The sequence below is a fragment of the Lewinella sp. IMCC34191 genome, from assembly GCF_003390935.1.
In the GTDB taxonomy this organism is placed as follows: domain Bacteria; phylum Bacteroidota; class Bacteroidia; order Chitinophagales; family Saprospiraceae; genus Neolewinella.
On the sequence record NZ_QNQZ01000001.1, the window covers coordinates 250,794 to 268,415 of the forward strand.

The following is a 17,622-nucleotide window of genomic DNA, read 5'->3' on the forward strand; positions in this document are numbered from 1 at the left end:
GCATCACTGCAAAACATTACTAATGAAGAGTCTAAATTTTTATTTACTGCTTATTGTAGCACTTGCTACTACGGGATCCTGCGGCGAAGATTTTCTGGACGAGACGCCGCTAGATTTTTTCAGTACGGAAAACGCCTTCGCTAACGTAGATGACTTCAATGCCTCGGTGAATAACCTATACGGAAGAGTAAGGAGTGAGTTCTTTACAGTAAATGACTACAATCCGATGGAGTATCTCTACCGGACGGATGTCGGCTTTCAGATTACCACTGCCGTTCCAAATCTCGATGCGGACTTCAGCCCTAATTCCGGGATCATCTCCTACCATTGGGGGCAGTTGTATAAAATAGTTTCCGAAGCGAATACCATTATTAGCCGTGCTCCGGACTCCGAACTTTCCGAAGAACAGCAGCTCAGTTTTGAGGCAAAAGCCCGGTTTTTTCGTGCTTTTGCCTTCCGCTCGCTAGCCTACCTATACGGTGGTGTTCCAATTCTCACCGAAGAGTTGACCGGAGAAAAGGTGGATTTTGTCCGGGCAAGTCGGGAGGAGGTCTACGCTCTAGTCATTACCGACCTCCTGTTTGCTATTGACAACCTACCAGATATCACCGAAGTGCAGGACGGAGAGGTTTCCCGTACGGTAGCTCAACACCTTCTGGCCGAAGTATACCTTGCGGACGGACAATTTGAAGAGGCCATGCGGGTAGCAACCGAAGTGATCGATAACCCGGCCACCGCTTTGATGACGGAGCGCTTTGGTACGCGGAGTACCGAGGAGCCAGGAGACGTTTACTGGGATCTTTTTCGCAGGAACAACCAGAACCGTGGTGCCGGTAATACCGAAGCATTATGGGTGATTCAGAGCGAAACGGATGTGCTGGGAGGCGGCGCGGTGAGTACCGATCGAGCCGGGTCTTACCAATTGGAACGCGTACATGCTCCCCTGATTCGGGATGTTCAGATAGACGGCGTCTCGGCATTTCTTTGGCCAGCGGGAGACTATACCGGAGGTCGTGGAGTTGGATTCCTTACTCCGTCTACCTACTTTATCGACGAAGCCTACGCCGATGATCCGGATAACGATATCCGTAATGCAAACCACAATTTCGTGCGCAAATTCGAGTCGAATAATCCGGCCAGTCCTTATTTCGGCCAATTAATTGACTTTCACGACCTTCCCGAAAATACAACGGGAACGAGCGGCGTCCCCATCACTTCGGGTGTACCTAACCGGGGCATGTATCCTTATCAGTCCAAGGCTACCACCCCGTACAATCACCCGCCTGCACTTTATGAGAACCCCGGTAATTACCCCTGGCACCTAAAAAACTCCGCCGGGGGAACGTATACGGACCAATACATGTTCCGGTTGGCAGGTACGTATTTATTACGTGCAGAAGCCTATCTTGGAATGGGAAAGCCAGCTGAAGCCGTTGCCGATATTAACGTGGTCCGTGCGCGTTCAAATGCCGCCGCAGCTTCGGCAGGCGAGATGGACATCGACTACATTCTCGATGAACGCATGCGAGAGTTCGGCATGGAAGAAAAGCGGATGTTTACATTAATGCGCCTTGGAAAACTCTACGATAGGATTAAAATGTGCAATCCTTTCTACGCTGACGGGATTCAGCCATACCATAATCTTTGGCCAATTCCCGCCTCGGAAATTGAGCGCAACCGTGGCGGCTCCCTCGAACAGAATGAAGGATATAATTAGTGCTACCATCACAACGGCAAGGATCGTGCATTCGCATTGTATGGTAGCCTTACACGCCCTCCTCGGGGCACTTTCCCTTCGACTTCCGTACGCACAAACCTCGCGCTCACATCGCCGGGAATGGTAAGGCTGCTTAACGGGAACATTTTTTCAACGTCAGTAAATTCCTTTGTTATGCCTTATTGCAGGCAGCGTCGGTTCATTTGTTTTTTAGTCCTTGGGTGTTGCCTATGGAGTTGTCAAGCCACTAGTTTTCAAAAAGGAGAGGCAAACACTTCACCCCGACAACGCATCTCCCTAAACGAAGGCTGGAAATTCATGCGATATGATAGCCAGCCGGATTCTTTAATTTACGACGTGCGCCCAGCGGTGACTGACCGCAATGACAATAAGGTAGCTGACTCTCGGCCAACTGAAGCAGTGCGGGTTACTGCTGAGCGGCAAACGTTAAAGCCTTTTATTTTACCCACTGCAAACGACTTTATTAGAGAGCCTTCCGACCGTCACGTGCGACCGTCCGGAAATCCTGGACAAGATTTCCCTTTCGTAAAGGCCTCGTTCGACGACGGAAACTGGGAGACGGTGGACCTTCCGCACGATTGGGGAATTTCCGAACCCTTTCAGTCGGGGACGAATGCGGAAGTAGGTGGTGGTATGGGCCGTTTACCCAGTCACGGCGTTGCATGGTACCGCCGAAAGCTGGATATCACCGCGGCGGATACGGCGGCAACTGTGCTGTTAGAGGTGGAAGGGGCGATGTCTTACGCCATGGTGTGGCTAAACGGACATCTAGTGGGTGGATGGCCCTATGGATATGCTTCCTGGCAGCTCGATCTTACACCTTACCTGGAGGTAGGAAAGGATAACCAACTAGCTATTCGCATAGATAACCCGCCCTTATCTGCACGTTGGTACCCAGGCGGAGGGCTGTATCGTAGCGTCTGGTTGGTAAAAACGAACCCTACTCACATCGCCGGATGGGGTCCGTTTGTCTCCACGCCGACGGTCAACGAATCTAAAGCTACGGTTCGGGTAGAAGTACCCATCCAAAATGACTCGGAGGCAACCCAGGAAGTCTCCATTATCACCCGCATTTATTCGGTAGATAGCCTCGGGGAGAGAGGCACAACCCCGGTGGCTAATGTGCCGACGCAAATGCTTAGTTTAGTAGCCGGGGCTCGGGGGGCCACGGTAGATTCTGTAGCAATCGAACGCCCCAGACTGTGGGGACCGCCGCCCACGCAAGCGCCTAATCGATACGCAGCCGTCACGATGATTCAGGCGGGCGACCGCCTGGTGGACGAATACGTTACCCTCTTTGGGATACGTTCGCTTGCCTTCGATTCTGAAAGAGGCCTAGTGGTTAACGGTGAAGCGATTCGCATACAGGGGGTGAACCAGCATCACGATTTGGGTGCATTAGGAGCCGCTTTTAACCGTCGGGCCGCGGAGCGGCAATTACAGATTCTGCGGAATTTAGGAGTAAATGCCGTTCGAATGGCCCATAATCCACCCGCCCCGGAACTTCTCGAACTGACTGACCAAATGGGTTTTTTGGTAGTGAACGAAATCTTTGACTCCTGGGAGCGCAAGAAAACGCCACTTGATTTTCACTTAATCTTTCCCGAATGGCACGAACCAGATCTCCGATCCTTCATTAGGCGGGACCGCAATCATCCCTCGGTCATTCTGTGGAGCTACGGAAACGAGGTAGGCGAGCAGTACACCGAGGCCGCTGGCGCAGCCCTGTCGGCTCGGTTGAAGGCGATCGTACACGAAGAGGATCCCACCCGCCCCACTACGGCCGCGATGAATTATGCAAAACCCCCCATGGACTTCCCCAAGGAAGTCGAGGTAATAAGTCTGAACTATCAGGGAGAAGGGATTCGCAACGCCCCGGCTTATTCGCACTTGCAGGGAATCAATACAGAACCACTTTATCCCTCTTTCCGCGAAGCTTTCCCGGATCGGATGATCATTAGCAGCGAGACTGCCTCGGCACTTAGTTCACGCGGTACGTACCTATTTCCCGTCTTTGATGGCATCAGCGCACCGGCTGAAGACGGCTCCGGCGGCGATCCTGTCACTCAGTTCGTAAGTGCCTACGAATTGTATACAGCAGCATTCGGGTCGTCGGCCGAGAAAGTATTTGCTTCCCAGGATAAGCATCCCTACGTGGCGGGTGAATTCGTGTGGTCGGGCTTCGACTATCTCGGCGAACCCACCCCGTACTACGGCGCGCGTAGCTCCTATTCCGGAATCGTTGATCTGGCGGGATTTCCAAAGGATCGCTACTATCTCTACCAGTCAAGGTGGCGGCCAGAGCTTCCCATGGCTCATATTCTTCCCCACTGGAACTGGCCGGGGCGCGTCGGTAAAATTACTCCGGTACACGTATTCACCTCGGGTGATGCAGTTGAGTTATTCCTTAATGGGCAGTCCATGGGCAAAAAAGCGAAATCACCCTTTACCTACCGCCTGCGATGGGATTCCATCCGATACGAACCGGGAAGTCTGGTAGCGGTGGCATACCGCAACGGTATGGAATGGGCACAAGATACGGTACGAACTACCGGAACCGCACAAAAGATAGCCCTCACCGCAGACCGTTCCACAATCGCATCCGACGGTAAGGATTTGTCCTTCGTTACCATTGAAGTCCTAGATAGTCAAGGTCTTCGGGTTCCCACCGCCACCCACCTACTTTCCGTCACCCTAAACGGCCCAGGAGAAGTTGTGGGAACGGATAACGGTGATCCGACCGACCTGCGAAGTTTGCATGATCCTAAGCGTAACGCATTCGGCGGATTAGCATTGGCGATAATCCGTGCAAATAAGGATTCCTCCGATCCGATTGTTGTGCGCGTTACGGCGCCGGGTTTAGCCCCCGCCGAGTTGGAATTGAATCCGCGGTAAGCGTTCTGCCCTTGTCTGGAATGTACTGTAATGGGACCGCTAACCAAGATTGTAACGTATTGTCAGGTATTGTGGTGTGAGTAATTTCACCATTCTATTGCACAACCTAATTATCTGAGATTTTGCTTCATGAGGTATTAGAGGTGCTCCCATCCGATACCCTACCCGTCGTGCACTCCAAGGGTTCACCAAGCCCAACAAACTGGCTGGAATGAAAACCACCACCCCCTTCCTTTTCCTCGCCTGGGTCTTAGGTTCCTGTTTCGTTTCCGCCCAGACACTTACCCCGGCTGGTGGGGATAGCTCCGCTACTACTTTTCGTAACCCCATTCTTGCCGGTGACTTCCCCGACCCGACCATTATGCGCGACGGGGAAGATTACTACATGACCCACTCGTCCATGTATTATGTGCCCGGACTGCTGGTTTTGCACTCCAGAGACCTCATTAACTGGGAGCCGATCAGCAATGCCCTGGATACTTACATGAACTCCGTTTGGGCACCCGATATGTGTAAGCACGGGGATACTTTTTACATTTACTTTACCGTAGCCGGCAAGGGGAACTTTGTTGTCTACGCGGATAATCCCGCCGGTCCCTGGAGTGAGCCGGTAGACCTGCAGCTCGATGGCATCGATCCCGGCCACGTCGTTGACGACGCCGGACAGCGCTGGGTATTTATGAACGGTGGCTACCGGGCCCAGTTGAACCCGGACGGCCTGTCTGTAGTGGACGGGACGCTCGAAAAGGTCTACGACGGCTGGGAGTTCCCTATCGAGTGGGAAACGGACGGCTTCAACCTGGAAGGTCCGAAGCTCAAAAAGATCGGAGACTACTTCTACCTTCTGGCCGCCCAGGGCGGTACGGCCGGTCCCCCAACTTCTCACATGATCACCGTTGCGCGCGCTAAGACCATTGATGGTCCCTGGGAAAACGCTCCCAATAATCCGCTGGTCCGCACCCGGGCGGACTCGGAACAGTGGTGGGCCAAGGGGCACGGCTCCCTCATAGACACCCCCGATGGCAATTGGTGGGTCGTTTACCACGCCTACGAAAACGGCTTCCTGGGTATGGGCCGGCAGACGCTCATCGAACCCGTGGAGATCGATGACCACGGTTGGCTCGTTGCACCTGCGGGCACCGCCATAGAAAGGCCGATGACCAGGCCTATTCCATCCGGACAGCCAATCGACCGCCTTGAACACCTCAATGAGTTTCGTATCGGTTACGAATGGAAGTTCTTCAAAGAGTACTCCCCGGAGCGCGTATCCGTGGACAACGGCACGGTGACGCTGCAGGCATTCGGGCCCAACCCGGGTGCATCCGCCCCCATGCTCTTCGTACCCGGCGTACACAACTACGAGATAAGCGCCAAAATTGATGTTGATTCCGCCGCCGTAGGGGGCCTGACCCTTTTTTACAAGGAAGATTTCTACGTGGGCACCGGTATTGATACCGAAAAGCGGATCCGCTGGCGCAAGGGCGACGTTCGTGGCACTTGGCCAAGGGCGGAAAATGGCCATTTCTGGTTAAAAATCCGCACCGTCGACCACATCGTTACTGGTTACTACAGCTACGATGGAATGGAGTGGATTAAGGAGATTTGGGGCATGGACATCTCCGGTTACCACCACAACACCCTCTACGAATTCATCAGCGTGCTGCCAGGCTTTTTTGCTTACGGAGAAGGAGAGGTGCGCTTCAGCGACTTTAAGTTTGAGGTGCTAGACTGAGACTGTAGATCCAATTCTATTGGTCTATATGATCTGGTCAACTCATACGGATCATCTGCCCGATTGCTGAGACACGGCCGCGGCAGAAACGTTAGCTGTCAGCAGGTATAAGGACACTGCTTACGTTTGCCCTACCGATATCCAATACTAGGAAAATGGGGTGGCGTAGTGGTAAGGACTACGCAGAAGGATACCGGTGGGTGGGTGATCATCCTTAGGATCAGGGCCTAATCTACGATACCACTTTTAAGCACGTTCAAGTAGGCTTTGGAGCTATCGAGAAGCTACATTCTTTTCAGATTCAGCCGGCAGCGCCGGAAGTAGAATAATTCTTCATAAAGTTGGGTTAGCGAATAGTTCTTATGCCTACCGACTCACCACGGTAGGGCAACTCGGTGGGGTCTCTGCTGTTTCCTAGGTGCGGTTGGATGTACCGGGCGTTTCCACTTGCAGAGACCGGTATTACACAATCCTGACATTTTCAACGACCCTAAGGAACGGTGCTTACTCGCGGAAAGCCGCTGAAATGAAGGTCATGAAATCTTATGGTACCTGGTGCCAATAGGTCCATATACGACCAGCGGCGGCTCGTTGTGGGGGGGAAGGGGGACAAGCGCTGCAGGGTAATCATCAGCGCGGAGCTAGTCGGGATGCTACGGCTGCACTTTGGCGACCGGAAGTCCGGCGCGCTGTTATGCAGCCGGCAGGGAAAGGCCGACTCCGATCGCCGTATCCAGCAGCTGGTCGACCAGGTGGCCACCGCCGCGTGGATCGAAAACGGGTGATGTCTCCACACCGTCCGCCATACCCGGGCGACGCTGCCTCACGGAAGCCGGAATGATCCGCGAGGAGCCGGGCCCGCTGCTCGGACACGAAGAGTCGAACACAACGGACATATACGCGCGGAAGGTGGAGGTGTTTGACCGGCCGCACTGGGGTGTTGGTAGCTGGTTTGAGGTAAAGACGTGAGTATAAGAACGCGAATGCGTTTGAGCATTAGGTGATTGCCATCCAAAATCTCGGAATCCAGCAAGTTGCGTCCGTTTTTTGACTTGTTTTCACCGGAATGCCCGAATACATTTGTCTCCGTATAATTCTTGATTTCAACAGGATACGATTCATGCGAACTACACAACTGCCTAGAGTGGGCATATATTCCGGCCGTAACCTGCGAATTTATTCCCCCTTCCACTTCTCTCTATTCGTTGTTTTGCTGTTGCTGATTGCCCTACCGGCTACGGCCCATTATCGCATCATGACCAGTACCGGCATTCTCCCGGTCAAAGTGCGCGAGGGGGACTCGCCTTCCTTCCTCCACCTAATCAGCGCCGCACGCAGCATCAACAACCCGGAAGACCTCACTTACGTCCACGTAGCCGGCAGTAATCACTACATAGACGGTCCAGGACCCGTCGGCATCCGAAAGTGGCGGCGGGACTTTCAGGCGGATTCTCAGCTTCATATGGACTCGTTGGTGCCACTGCAGGCCGCAAGCAAGCAGGCGAGGCAGACCGATGCCCCAGTTTCGGACTTTGCCAAGCCCCGCATCATCAACACCACTGATCTGGGTGCCGACCCGGACGATAAACAGTCCATGGTGCGCCAATTGGTTTCCGCCGACGCATACGATATCGAGGGATTGATCGTCTCGACGGGCTGCTGGAAGCCGAAACAGTACAATATGGCTATGCTCGATACTCTGATCGACGCGTACGCAGCGGCGTATCCGAACCTGAGGGTACACGCCCCCGACTTCCCCACACCGGATTATCTGCGGTCCGTCTCCATGATGGGACAGACCGGGTACGGCATGGGAAACGTTGGCACGGGAAAGGACAGTCCGGGGTCAGACCTCATCATTGCCGCCGTAGACCGTGGCGACCCGCGCCCCGTATGGGTCATGGGCTGGGGCGGAATGAATACGGTTGCGCAGGCCATCTGGACCGTCCGCGAAACCCGCTCGCCGGAGGAACTTGAAAACTTCCTAGCCAAACTGAGGTTGTTCGACATCCTGGGTCAGGACGACGCCGGGGCCTGGATCGCCCACACTTTCCCTGGGGTATTTTATATCCGCGCCACTGACGTCTACGGTTGGCAGCCCACGGATTCATACCTGGACGAGCAAATACAGAACCACGGTCCGCTGGGTGCCGTTTATCCCGACCGTATCTGGGCCACCGAGGGCGACACACCTGCATTTTTGCACGTATATCCTAATGGCCTGAACGATCCGGAGCAGGTTGGACAAGGAGGCTGGGGCGGGCGTTTCGACACGACTGAGCGGGCGGGCATCCGCAGCATGTCGGAAGTCGCCAAAATTGAGGCAGGGGCGGAGGAAAAGTACGATCCCTACTACATGTACGGAAACGTTCCGGTGGGGGAGGCCACCTTCAGCCGGTGGAAGCGGGCTATTCACGACGACTTCGCCGCCCGCATGGACTGGAGCATTACCGATACCTACGCTGCGGCAAACCACCATCCCCTGGCCGTACTAAATGACAGTCAGTCCAGGGAGGTGCTGACAATGGAGGCGTATCCGGGCACGGACATCTCTCTGAGCGCGGAAGGATCGTCGGATCCGGACGGCGATATGCTGCACTACGCATGGTATTACTATCCGGAAGCTAGCTCCTACGACGGTCCAGTCACCATTGCAGGGAATGAAGCTTCTTCATGCATTGTCAACATTCCCGAAGGAGCGGCGGGTCAAAGGCTGCACCTCCTCCTGGAAGTCCGGGACAATGGAGCTCCGTCCCTTGTCGCCTACCGCCGCATGATTATTGACGTGGGTATGGGCAACTGAGTAAGAAGCGAGCTTGCTTTTTAAGGACTATTTATCACGGACGGTTGATCCGTTCACCCATCGGAATGGCAACCTTCAACGAATCCCGCCCCCCTTTTAAACCCTACGGACTAAGCTGTGAGCGGTGGACACCCAGCCTCATGGGGCGGCCGGACCGGCACAATGAAATTGAGCTCAATTACCTCCCCACCGGTTCGGTCACCTACCTACTTCAGGACCGCCGGATCACCCTTCCGCCCAAGCGGATCGCCGCCTTCTGGGGACTCACTTCCCACCAGATCGTTGACCACGAGGGAGTAGAGCCCTACTTCGTGGTAACCATTCCCTTCTCCCTGTTTTTGGAGTGGAACCTGCCGGCTCCCTTCGTTGAACGCATTCTAACGGGAAGCGTGGTCATGGACCAGCGGGAGGAGATGGCCACTCCGGACGAGGTGCTGTTTACCAACTGGGCGGCCGGCGCCGGCGATCCGGCCAGTCGCAAGGTTATGCTACTAGAACTCCATGCCCGCCTGGCGCGGATGGCACTTCTCGCTCCTCCTGCGACCGAAACGACTAGCGGTCATCGGGGGCTGCAGGGAAGTGGCGACGAGATAGGCCGGGTGGAACAGATTGCTCTGTTCATCGCTCAAAACTTCCGCCAACCCATCCGGTCCGCCGACATCGGAAGGGCGGTCGGGCTGCACCCCGATTACGCGAATACCGTCTTCAAACGGGCTTTCCGTATGACGCTGGGGGAGTACCTCACCACCGAACGCATTGCGTTTGCCAGCCGCCAGCTCGTTACTACTGCGGATTCCGTCACCGAAATTGCGTTCGCGAGTGGCTTTGGCTCCCTGAGCCGCTTTAACGCCGCCTTTCGCAAAGCGAACCGCTGCACGCCACGGGAGTACCGCGACCGCCACCGGAGGTAGCCGCCCAGAGCCTTCGCGCTTAGCTGGATTGGGATTTCGTTTAGGTTTCCTTAGGTTACAGTGTGTGCAGAAGTTACAACCTAGCGAAATCGCTTGCTGTGCTGGTGATCAATGATTCAAGGGAAACAGAGTACGGCTGTTTTATTTTTAGTAGACGTTTTCCTGCCCACATGGTGGTTTTCATAACCTCCCGGCCGTACCCCAAGAACCTAGTACGATCACAACCCAAAAACGCCCCCGCCCCCTCGTTACCTTGCGACGGGTATATTTACTGTCGCCGTGGGGCGGGGAAGACATAAGTACCCGGAGCTGTTTTCAAAATCAGAAGCTGATCCCGGCCTCTACATTCACGCCGCTGAACTCCGCGCCCGCAAACCGGCCCGTCCAGGCGTCGCCGGTGTACCGCTGCCTGACGTATTCGACCTTGGTGAGGATGTTCCTGGAGAGGAACCAGCCGCCGCCGACGTTGAGGCGATCGATCTTCAGACCCTGGGGGGCATTCTCGGTAGCCTTCCCCCGCACGGTATTGTAGCGGCCGGCGAGGTAGAACTGCTCTTCGCTGCCGAAGCGGTAGACGAGTTCCGCGGCCAGTTGGGTGAAGGCGCCTTCCTTGCCGACTTCCGGCACGCTACTGACATTACTGCCGCCGGCCCGCTCGTAGACGCCGAAAAATTCGAGCCCCCGGTACTTTACGAAGGGAGTTACCTGCAGCGAAGTGAGCTTCACGAAGCGGGCGTTGTACCGACCCTCGAACTCGCCGCCCTGGGTAGTGCCGAGGGAGTCGGGCTGGGTGTGGAGTACGTTGTAGTAACGCCCGCCGGTACGGTCGCCGCCGTAGAGCCACGTGCCGGTGGAGGCACCTTGGTTGGTGTAGACGGAGGCGGTTAGGCGGACGCGCAAGTCCTCGTTGAACTGGTTATCCATCCCAACTTTGCCGTAGAAGGAGAGCTGGTTATCGGTGTTTTCGTTTACCACCACGCTCTGATTGAGTTTGCCGTTGGTGACGCCGACGACGGCCAGGAGTCCGTTTTTCTGTAGGGTAAGCTGGCCGAAGGCCTCTGTGGAGAAGGCATCCATGATGTAGTTGCCGACGAAGGGATTGAAGACGACCCGCGCGTTGTCGCTGCGGCGGAAGTGGGTGTCCCCGAAGTTAAACTCGTCCAGGCCGATGGTGACGGTGGCGACTTCCATGAGCCCCGCCAGGAAACCGGGCTGGATGAAGTCGAGGCGATCGATCTGGAGATGGCCGCCTTTAACCCAGGCGTCCTCGTGGTGCCGGGACGAGAGGTAGGTGGTGAGGTGCATGCGCACGCCGTCCAGTAGCTGTACGTCGAGGTTAAGATTGGCAACGGGTAAGTTGAAATTGGTGCCGAGCTCGACCAGGCTGTTGGCGTCGTTGGACTGGTTTATGCTCTGGAACTGCATCGCGAAGTCCCCGCCCACCTGTACCCGGACGCCTTGGAAGGGAACCGTATCGGCCTTGCTGGTTTCGAAAACGTTGAGACCGCGCCCGTCGTTGGGGCGAAAGAACTGCAGATCGGGTTGCTGGGCGTAGAGGACCGTACCGAGCGTACCGAGAATTAATAGGAGTACACTTCTCATGGTAGTTGATTGAGGGGGGGTAGTAGAAAGGGGAAGAGGCTAGACGCCGGCATTCTTCCGGTAATCGACCGAGAACTCGAGAGTAAGGTCATCGCCGCACTTCATGACACCCAGGAGGAAGGTGGGGGGATCTACGCCGTAGTCGGTCATTTTCAGGTCGTAGGAGCCGCGGCAGGTGACCGTGCCGTCTTGGTCGACGGACAAGTGGACGTCCATTACAATATCCCGGGTCGTACCCGCAATGGTAAGTTTCCCTTTGGTCTTCAGCAGGAATCCACCGGTTTCGGGGGATACGGCGGCGGAAGCCAGCAGGTAGTCGATCCGCTCGTATTCTTCGGCCCGCAGGGCGTCGTAGGCGTTGTTGTCCATGCTGTTGCTTTCGCTGCGTAGGTCCTTGACGGCCAGGGAGAAGGTCAGTGCGGGCAGGGCGGTGAGTTCCTGTGCGTTGCCGGGGGAAAAGACGAACTCCGCCTCCCCGGTTACGGAACTGGCCTTCATTTCCCAATCATGGACGGTGGAGGTGCCGAGCAAGCGGACGTTGACGTCCCGGTCGCCGGCGACCGCGTAAGTGGCCTGGGCGTTGGCGGCGGGACTGACGCCTAGCATGCAAAGTAAGAGCAGGGGTAGCGTCGTAATGGGATACTTCATATTTAAGTTGGTTGGTTAGGAACCTAAAAGTACCGGGCTACCCCCGCCGGACTGCTGATGCAGATCATTGCCGCCGCTGATGTAGCACAGGGGAGGGGCCGCGTCGTCGACCGACGCGCCTTCGACCTGGCCCACGCTGCGTCAGATGCCCGCAATCAACGCGTTCTTCCCGGCGGTCGGATCCCGGGGTAAAATGACGGCCCGCGATCGCAGCCACGAGGTATCCGAAGCCTTACGGAACCTGCTATTGCAGTTTGGTACCCCGATGGGGGGTCCTACTATGTGATGCTGCCGTATACCCGGAGGTGCTTGGGTTCGCTCCGAGGTTCTGCGCTTAAACCAGCAAACCCCGCAGCTCCATCCCCGCCGTGGCGCTCCTGGAGGTCGCCGAGGACGAGGGCGGTGCGCCGGCGTACGCTGTCTTAGTCCTGGTTGACGAGGTGGCCGCTCTCCCGCACAACCCGGCCGGTCAGCAGGTGCAGGAGGGCTTGGGAGATAGCCCGGTCGGTACTTAGAAACTCGCGGAGGCGGGGGCACTTCAGCTGACCTCTTTCCAGTTGATTGAGCGCCAGATTAATTTTGGTCAAAACGCCACCCAAGGACCACTGGTGAAATTAGGAGTACACCGCGCTCCAGGCCGGAAATCTAGTCTGGGAAAGGTTGCGCCATTGGCAACCCGTACGGGTGATGTAAAGAATCGCATCGAAAACGCGTCTCAGCCACAGCCTTCGTTTGCGACCACAGTTCAAGAATTGCTTTATAACTTCCCACTGGCTGTTGGTCAGCGGGGTGTAACGCCTTTGCATGTTTTTACTCGGTTTAGTCACCTTTCAAAACAGACCAGCAGCCACTTTTATCGGCTCAGATATATTCCGACACAAGCTCTAATAAGAGAATAAAGCAAATGCATTCTCCGTCAAATCCTTTTTTGACACGAGGCAATTGCTGACCTTACGTAGCCGTAAAACGCTGCCGCCACTTCACCGCCCGTGCTTCCGACATGATCACTTCTTCATCTTCCGTTCCCACGCTGAGCAAGTAACGACCCCGACTGAGGGAGCGGAAGTGCCGGATGGCGGACACCCGGACGATCTCCGAACGGCTGCAGCGGAAGAACGCGTCCGGGGGCAGGCGTTTTTCAAGTTCCCGGAGCGGCAGGCGCAGCAGCGAAGTGCCGTCCCCGTGGTAAAGGCGGACGTAGTGGTCGTACGCCCGGACCAGGTAAATTGCGTCGGTAGCTACGAAGCGGCCGCCCTGCTTGTCCTCCACGTAGAGCGGATCCTGTTCCGGAGGGCCGGCAAGGAGTTCCCGTACCCGTTCCAGGGCCATTGCGAGTCGGTCGGGCGTAACCGGCTTGGGCAGGTAGTCGACCGCCTGCACCGTAAAGGCCCGTACCGCATTGGCGTCGAAGGCGGAAACGACCACGACCAGGGGTGGATCGGGGAGCAGGTCAAACAGGGAGAAACCGTTGGCCTCCGGCATCTGGATGTCGAGGAAAACAACGTCCGGGCGGTGCGCCCGAACGGCCGCGACGGCACCGGTCACCGAAGCGGCCTCGCCCACCACCTGACAACCGCCCGCTTCCGCGAGCAGGGCGGCGAGCTCCACCCGCGCCAATCGCTCGTCGTCGACCACCAAGCAACGTAGATTCATCATCAGCGGGGCAGTTTTAGCGTGGCCACCACTTGCGGGCTTCCCGTGGCATCAACGGGCTCCAGCGTCAGGCTGGCCCGGCTTCCGTAGTGCAGCGCCAGGCGCTGCCGCAGGTTGCTGAGCCCCCGCCCCCGACCGCCCGTGGGGTAGTCGCCGTCGTTCGTTACTTCAATAGCCCAGTCCACTCGGGTCGATCGCACCCTGACGGCGATGCATCCGCCGCCCGGGCGCCGGGAAATGCCGTGCTTCACGGCGTTCTCCACGAGGGTGTGCAGGCTCAAGGGAGGGAGCCGGTAGCTTTCGCAACCGGACGGTAGCTGCCAGTCCACCACCAGCCGCTCCTCGAAGCGGAGTTGTTCCAGCGCCAGGTATTCGCGCACCAGCGCCAGTTCCGCGGCCAGCGTGATCTCCCCGCCGCCTTCCTGCCGGAGCGACTGGCGGAGCAGCGCCGCCAAGTGATCAATGGCCGTTCGGGCCCGCCCCGGATCCTCCCGGGTAAGGGCCTTAATGCTGTTCAGGGCATTGAAGAGAAAGTGGGGGTTGAGTTCCCCCGTTAGTTTGGTCAGCCGCGCTTCGGTGACCAGCTGCGCCTGACGTGCGGCCTCGGCGGCGTGCAGGGCGCTCTGGCGTGCGAGGTGGTACCCGTGGAAGGCCAGCAGCCAGATGGCGAGGTAGCGCGCTCCGCCGCTTAGGGCCCCCGGTACGACGGTCAGGAAGCCCCCGTAGGCGTCGGTGCGGAGCACGCGGTAGCCTACCCAGGTCATCAGCATGTACTGGGCTACCAGGACGAGCCAGGCGGTCAGCACGACCGGAAGGATGCGGGGCAGGGGAAGTTGCGTCCATCCGTGGACCCGGGCCGTGCGGGCGTAGAGGTGCGTCGCCCCGATCTGCCAGCCTACCTGGGCCAGGAGAAGCGGAACGGCAATGAACCCCAGGTAGTACGGATCGGTGTAGTATGACCAGTACAGCCCCACCAAACTCCAGCCGATGAGTTGACAGTACCAGTAGGCCCGGTGCTCGCGTTGTTTCGCTTCGATACGCAAAAGTAGCATTCCCCGGCCCGCCCCAAAAGGCCCGGCACCCGCATCCGCGCCTGTACGACCCGCCTTCACGTCATTTCCCTTCCGGGGTGGGGGAGAAGCTTGCATATTCGGGCCATGAGATATCTAATCCCCCTGTTTTTACTGTGCGTTTTTGTCCAATCCTGCGCCGTTCGGCACTCCCCACCACCGCCGGCCCAGAGCCCGGCCGCAGCCTACCTCGACGAGTTCTTTACCGTCGTCAGTAGGCTGGCGCTGGACCACGAACGGTTCGACTGGGTAGCCCTGCGCCAACGCGCCGATAGCCTTGCGCGGGGGGCAACGACCACTTCGGAAACCTATCCCGCCCTCCGGGATATCCTGGGGCGGGTGAATCGGCACTCCTTCCTGATGGATCCCGGTAGAACGGAGCGCTGGCAATCGGGCGGGGGAGACGAAGAAGCGGCCGGAGGTATCCAGGATATTTCCCAGGCCACCGGTCATGTCATCAGCCCGGAGGTGAGCTACGTGTCCGTTCCCATGGTCCACACCGGTCACGGCCCGACGATGCAGCACTTTGCCGATTCGTTGCAGTCCCTTATTGCCCGACTGGACGGTCCCAACACGACCGGCTGGGTGGTCGACCTGCGGGGGAACGGCGGCGGAAATTGCTGGCCGATGCTCACGGGCCTGGGGCCCATTCTCGGCGAAGGGACCGCCGGCTACTTCATGGATCGGGACGGCCGCCACGCTGATTCCTGGGGGTACCGCAAGGGTGCTTCGGTACAGAAAGGCCGGCGGATGGTGGAGGTGAGCGGTACTCCCTACCAACTACACCACCCGCATCCCCGCGTAGCGGTACTGACGGACGGCCGAACCGGAAGTTCCGGGGAGGTCGTTACGGTGTCTTTCCGTGGGCGGCCCGACACCCGGAGTTTCGGCACGGCGACGGCGGGCTATTCCACGACCAATTTTACCCATTATATGTCCGACGGCGCCCTGCTGAACCTGACCGTTTCCGTATACGGCGACCGGAAGAAACACGCCTACGGAAAGGAGATCGTGCCCGACGTCGTGACCGAGGATCCCCTTGCGGAAGCGAAAGCGTGGCTGGACGCCATGCAGCAGTCGGGTAAATAGCGGCTGCTCGGTCCGGGAAGTCATACTGACACGCTTACCCTATATTGGAAACTATGCTCGATCCCCTGACCTGGAGGTACGCGGAAACCACCGCGCTATTGACCCGCTGCGCCGGCTACCCCTGTTCCCTGCTGCTGCTCCTCATTTTTGCGCTTGGCTGCTCGCCCGACCGGGAAGAACCTGCGTCCGAGATTCGCATCGTTTCCGAGCTGCCCGTTTCGATCCGGCGGCTAATTACCGAGTCAGCGGTGGCGGAAGACACGACTGAGTTTACCATCCGGGATACCACGCCCGCCGTACCCAAAATGTACACCGTCACCCTAGGGACTTCCGATTCTTCCTTCGTGATCACCAATCTGACGGGACGTTCGCGCGAGATCCGCATTGCCGGCGACAGCAGCTGGACCAGCACCCTGGCCTTTGATGCCGCCTTCAACCGACTGCAGTACGAGCGCTTGGCCATCATTCAGGGCTATTCCGGGGCGGTGTTCACCGCCGACGATCCGGTAGGTGCCATGGCGTACGGCGATAGCATGGTCGCGGCGGTTTCCGCGCTGGTGGAGCGCAACTACTCCGATCTGGACGCCGCGGAACGCGCTTTGCTGGTCGACAAATCCAGGCAGAACATTCAGTCCTTTCAGTACTTCTACGCCATTACGGCAAACAACCTGGCCGCCAATCATCCCGCGCTGGATTTTTCGGACGCCAGCGACGTAACGGACACCCTGAACTACCTGCTGCCGGACAACGCCGTGAAGCGGCTGGAGTTGGAATACCTGCGCCGGCACGACAGCCTCGGAATCGACCGCTTTTTCACCTTCATCTCCGAACGGGTGCCGCCTAAAGACTTACGCTGGCTTTACCAGAGCGTCTACCTGAACGAATTGCTCTCCGGCGGCGGTTATCTGCTCACCCGCACTGAGCCGGCCACGGCCATTCGGGCGGTGACGGAGTTCATGGAGGACGACGCAGCGAATCCCTACCGCGATCTCTACCGTTCCGCGTATGCGCGTACCCTCTCCGCCGCGGAGGGCGAAGCGGCCGCGGATATCCGATTGGTCAACGCCAACGGAGACACCCTTTCGCTTCTTGAGGTAGCGGATGGTCCGCTTCTCCTGGATTTCTGGGCTACCTGGTGCGCGCCGTGCATTGCGGAGAAGCCGCAAATTCAGGCACTCGCCGGTTACGCGCGAGAGGAAGATCTCCTGACGGTCGTCAGCATCTCAGTCGACGAACGCGATGCTCCGTGGACGGCCTACCTCAGCAAGAACCGTGACGCCCTGGTCCCGCACGAGTACCGCGCTACCGACGTGGCGGCGGTGCGCGAAGCCTTCCACATTACCGGCATCCCCCGAAAGGTACTGCTGGACGCCGGAGGGCGCATCCAGGTATCCCGGGTGGAAAGTCTGAATCCGTTACATTTCGCAGACCTCTTGGAGCATTCTCGCTGAATACGGTTCACGACCAAGTATTTTCGAACC

Annotated in this window: 15 protein-coding genes; 9 read left to right on the forward strand and 6 right to left on the reverse strand. The window is 57.6% G+C overall.

Annotation, left to right across the window (positions count from 1 at the left end; translation table 11 throughout):
* Window positions 1-22: 22 nt before the first annotated feature.
* From DRW39_RS01030 to DRW39_RS01055, 6 genes are all read left to right on the forward strand, one after another.
* Window positions 23-1,717: a RagB/SusD family nutrient uptake outer membrane protein gene (locus tag DRW39_RS01030; protein WP_116105132.1), complete on the forward strand. Its 1,695-nt coding sequence runs from the start codon at window positions 23-25 to the stop codon at window positions 1,715-1,717.
* 174 nt (window positions 1,718-1,891) lie between these two features.
* Window positions 1,892-4,633, forward strand: coding sequence for a beta-galactosidase GalB (gene galB, locus DRW39_RS01035; protein ID WP_116105133.1), 2,742 nt, complete (start codon window positions 1,892-1,894; stop codon window positions 4,631-4,633).
* 211 nt (window positions 4,634-4,844) lie between these two features.
* Complete coding sequence (locus DRW39_RS01040) at window positions 4,845-6,365, forward strand: family 43 glycosylhydrolase (protein WP_116105134.1); 1,521 nt, start codon at window positions 4,845-4,847, stop codon at window positions 6,363-6,365.
* Window positions 6,366-6,910: 545 nt separating this feature from the next.
* On the forward strand, window positions 6,911-7,150 hold the full coding sequence (locus DRW39_RS01045) for a hypothetical protein (RefSeq protein WP_116105135.1): 240 nt from the start codon (window positions 6,911-6,913) through the stop codon (window positions 7,148-7,150).
* Between the two features lie 359 nt (window positions 7,151-7,509).
* Entirely contained in the window at window positions 7,510-9,168 is a 1,659-nt protein-coding gene (locus DRW39_RS01050) for a DUF1593 domain-containing protein (protein WP_198664740.1), read from the forward strand.
* A gap of 65 nt (window positions 9,169-9,233) precedes the next feature.
* Window positions 9,234-10,079: a helix-turn-helix domain-containing protein gene (locus tag DRW39_RS01055; protein ID WP_116105136.1), complete on the forward strand. Its 846-nt coding sequence runs from the start codon at window positions 9,234-9,236 to the stop codon at window positions 10,077-10,079.
* A gap of 321 nt (window positions 10,080-10,400) precedes the next feature.
* Here the strand turns inward: DRW39_RS01055 and DRW39_RS01060 are convergent, their stop codons facing one another.
* The gene (locus DRW39_RS01060; RefSeq protein WP_116105137.1) at window positions 10,401-11,681 is read right to left on the reverse strand and encodes a hypothetical protein; all 1,281 of its coding nucleotides are present in this window, start codon (window positions 11,679-11,681) and stop codon (window positions 10,401-10,403) included.
* Window positions 11,682-11,720: 39 nt separating this feature from the next.
* Window positions 11,721-12,329: a YceI family protein gene (locus DRW39_RS01065; RefSeq protein WP_116105138.1), complete on the reverse strand. Its 609-nt coding sequence runs from the start codon at window positions 12,327-12,329 to the stop codon at window positions 11,721-11,723.
* A 57-nt stretch (window positions 12,330-12,386) separates the two neighbouring features.
* Between DRW39_RS01065 and DRW39_RS22765 the strand changes: the two genes are divergently transcribed.
* Window positions 12,387-12,521, forward strand: a complete 135-nt coding sequence (locus tag DRW39_RS22765) for a hypothetical protein (protein WP_255419224.1) — start codon at window positions 12,387-12,389, stop codon at window positions 12,519-12,521.
* Between the two features lie 230 nt (window positions 12,522-12,751).
* Here the strand turns inward: DRW39_RS22765 and DRW39_RS22165 are convergent, their stop codons facing one another.
* The 4 genes from DRW39_RS22165 to DRW39_RS01080 form a co-directional block, all read right to left on the reverse strand.
* On the reverse strand, window positions 12,752-12,916 hold the full coding sequence (locus tag DRW39_RS22165) for a hypothetical protein (RefSeq protein ID WP_157975846.1): 165 nt from the start codon (window positions 12,914-12,916) through the stop codon (window positions 12,752-12,754).
* A 27-nt stretch (window positions 12,917-12,943) separates the two neighbouring features.
* Window positions 12,944-13,135, reverse strand: a complete 192-nt coding sequence (locus tag DRW39_RS22850) for a transposase (RefSeq protein ID WP_116105139.1) — start codon at window positions 13,133-13,135, stop codon at window positions 12,944-12,946.
* Between the two features lie 145 nt (window positions 13,136-13,280).
* Window positions 13,281-13,985: a LytR/AlgR family response regulator transcription factor gene (locus DRW39_RS01075; RefSeq protein ID WP_116105140.1), complete on the reverse strand. Its 705-nt coding sequence runs from the start codon at window positions 13,983-13,985 to the stop codon at window positions 13,281-13,283.
* Entirely contained in the window at window positions 13,985-15,130 is a 1,146-nt protein-coding gene (locus DRW39_RS01080; RefSeq protein ID WP_116105141.1) for a sensor histidine kinase, read from the reverse strand. The genes DRW39_RS01075 and DRW39_RS01080 overlap by 1 nt, the downstream gene beginning before the upstream one ends.
* Before the next feature lie 9 nt (window positions 15,131-15,139).
* Between DRW39_RS01080 and DRW39_RS01085 the strand changes: the two genes are divergently transcribed.
* Both DRW39_RS01085 and DRW39_RS01090 read left to right on the forward strand, forming a co-directional pair.
* Window positions 15,140-16,141, forward strand: coding sequence for a S41 family peptidase (locus tag DRW39_RS01085; RefSeq protein ID WP_116105142.1), 1,002 nt, complete (start codon window positions 15,140-15,142; stop codon window positions 16,139-16,141).
* Between the two features lie 53 nt (window positions 16,142-16,194).
* The gene (locus tag DRW39_RS01090; RefSeq protein ID WP_116105143.1) at window positions 16,195-17,592 is read left to right on the forward strand and encodes a TlpA family protein disulfide reductase; all 1,398 of its coding nucleotides are present in this window, start codon (window positions 16,195-16,197) and stop codon (window positions 17,590-17,592) included.
* The last annotated feature ends 30 nt before the right edge of the window (window positions 17,593-17,622 follow it).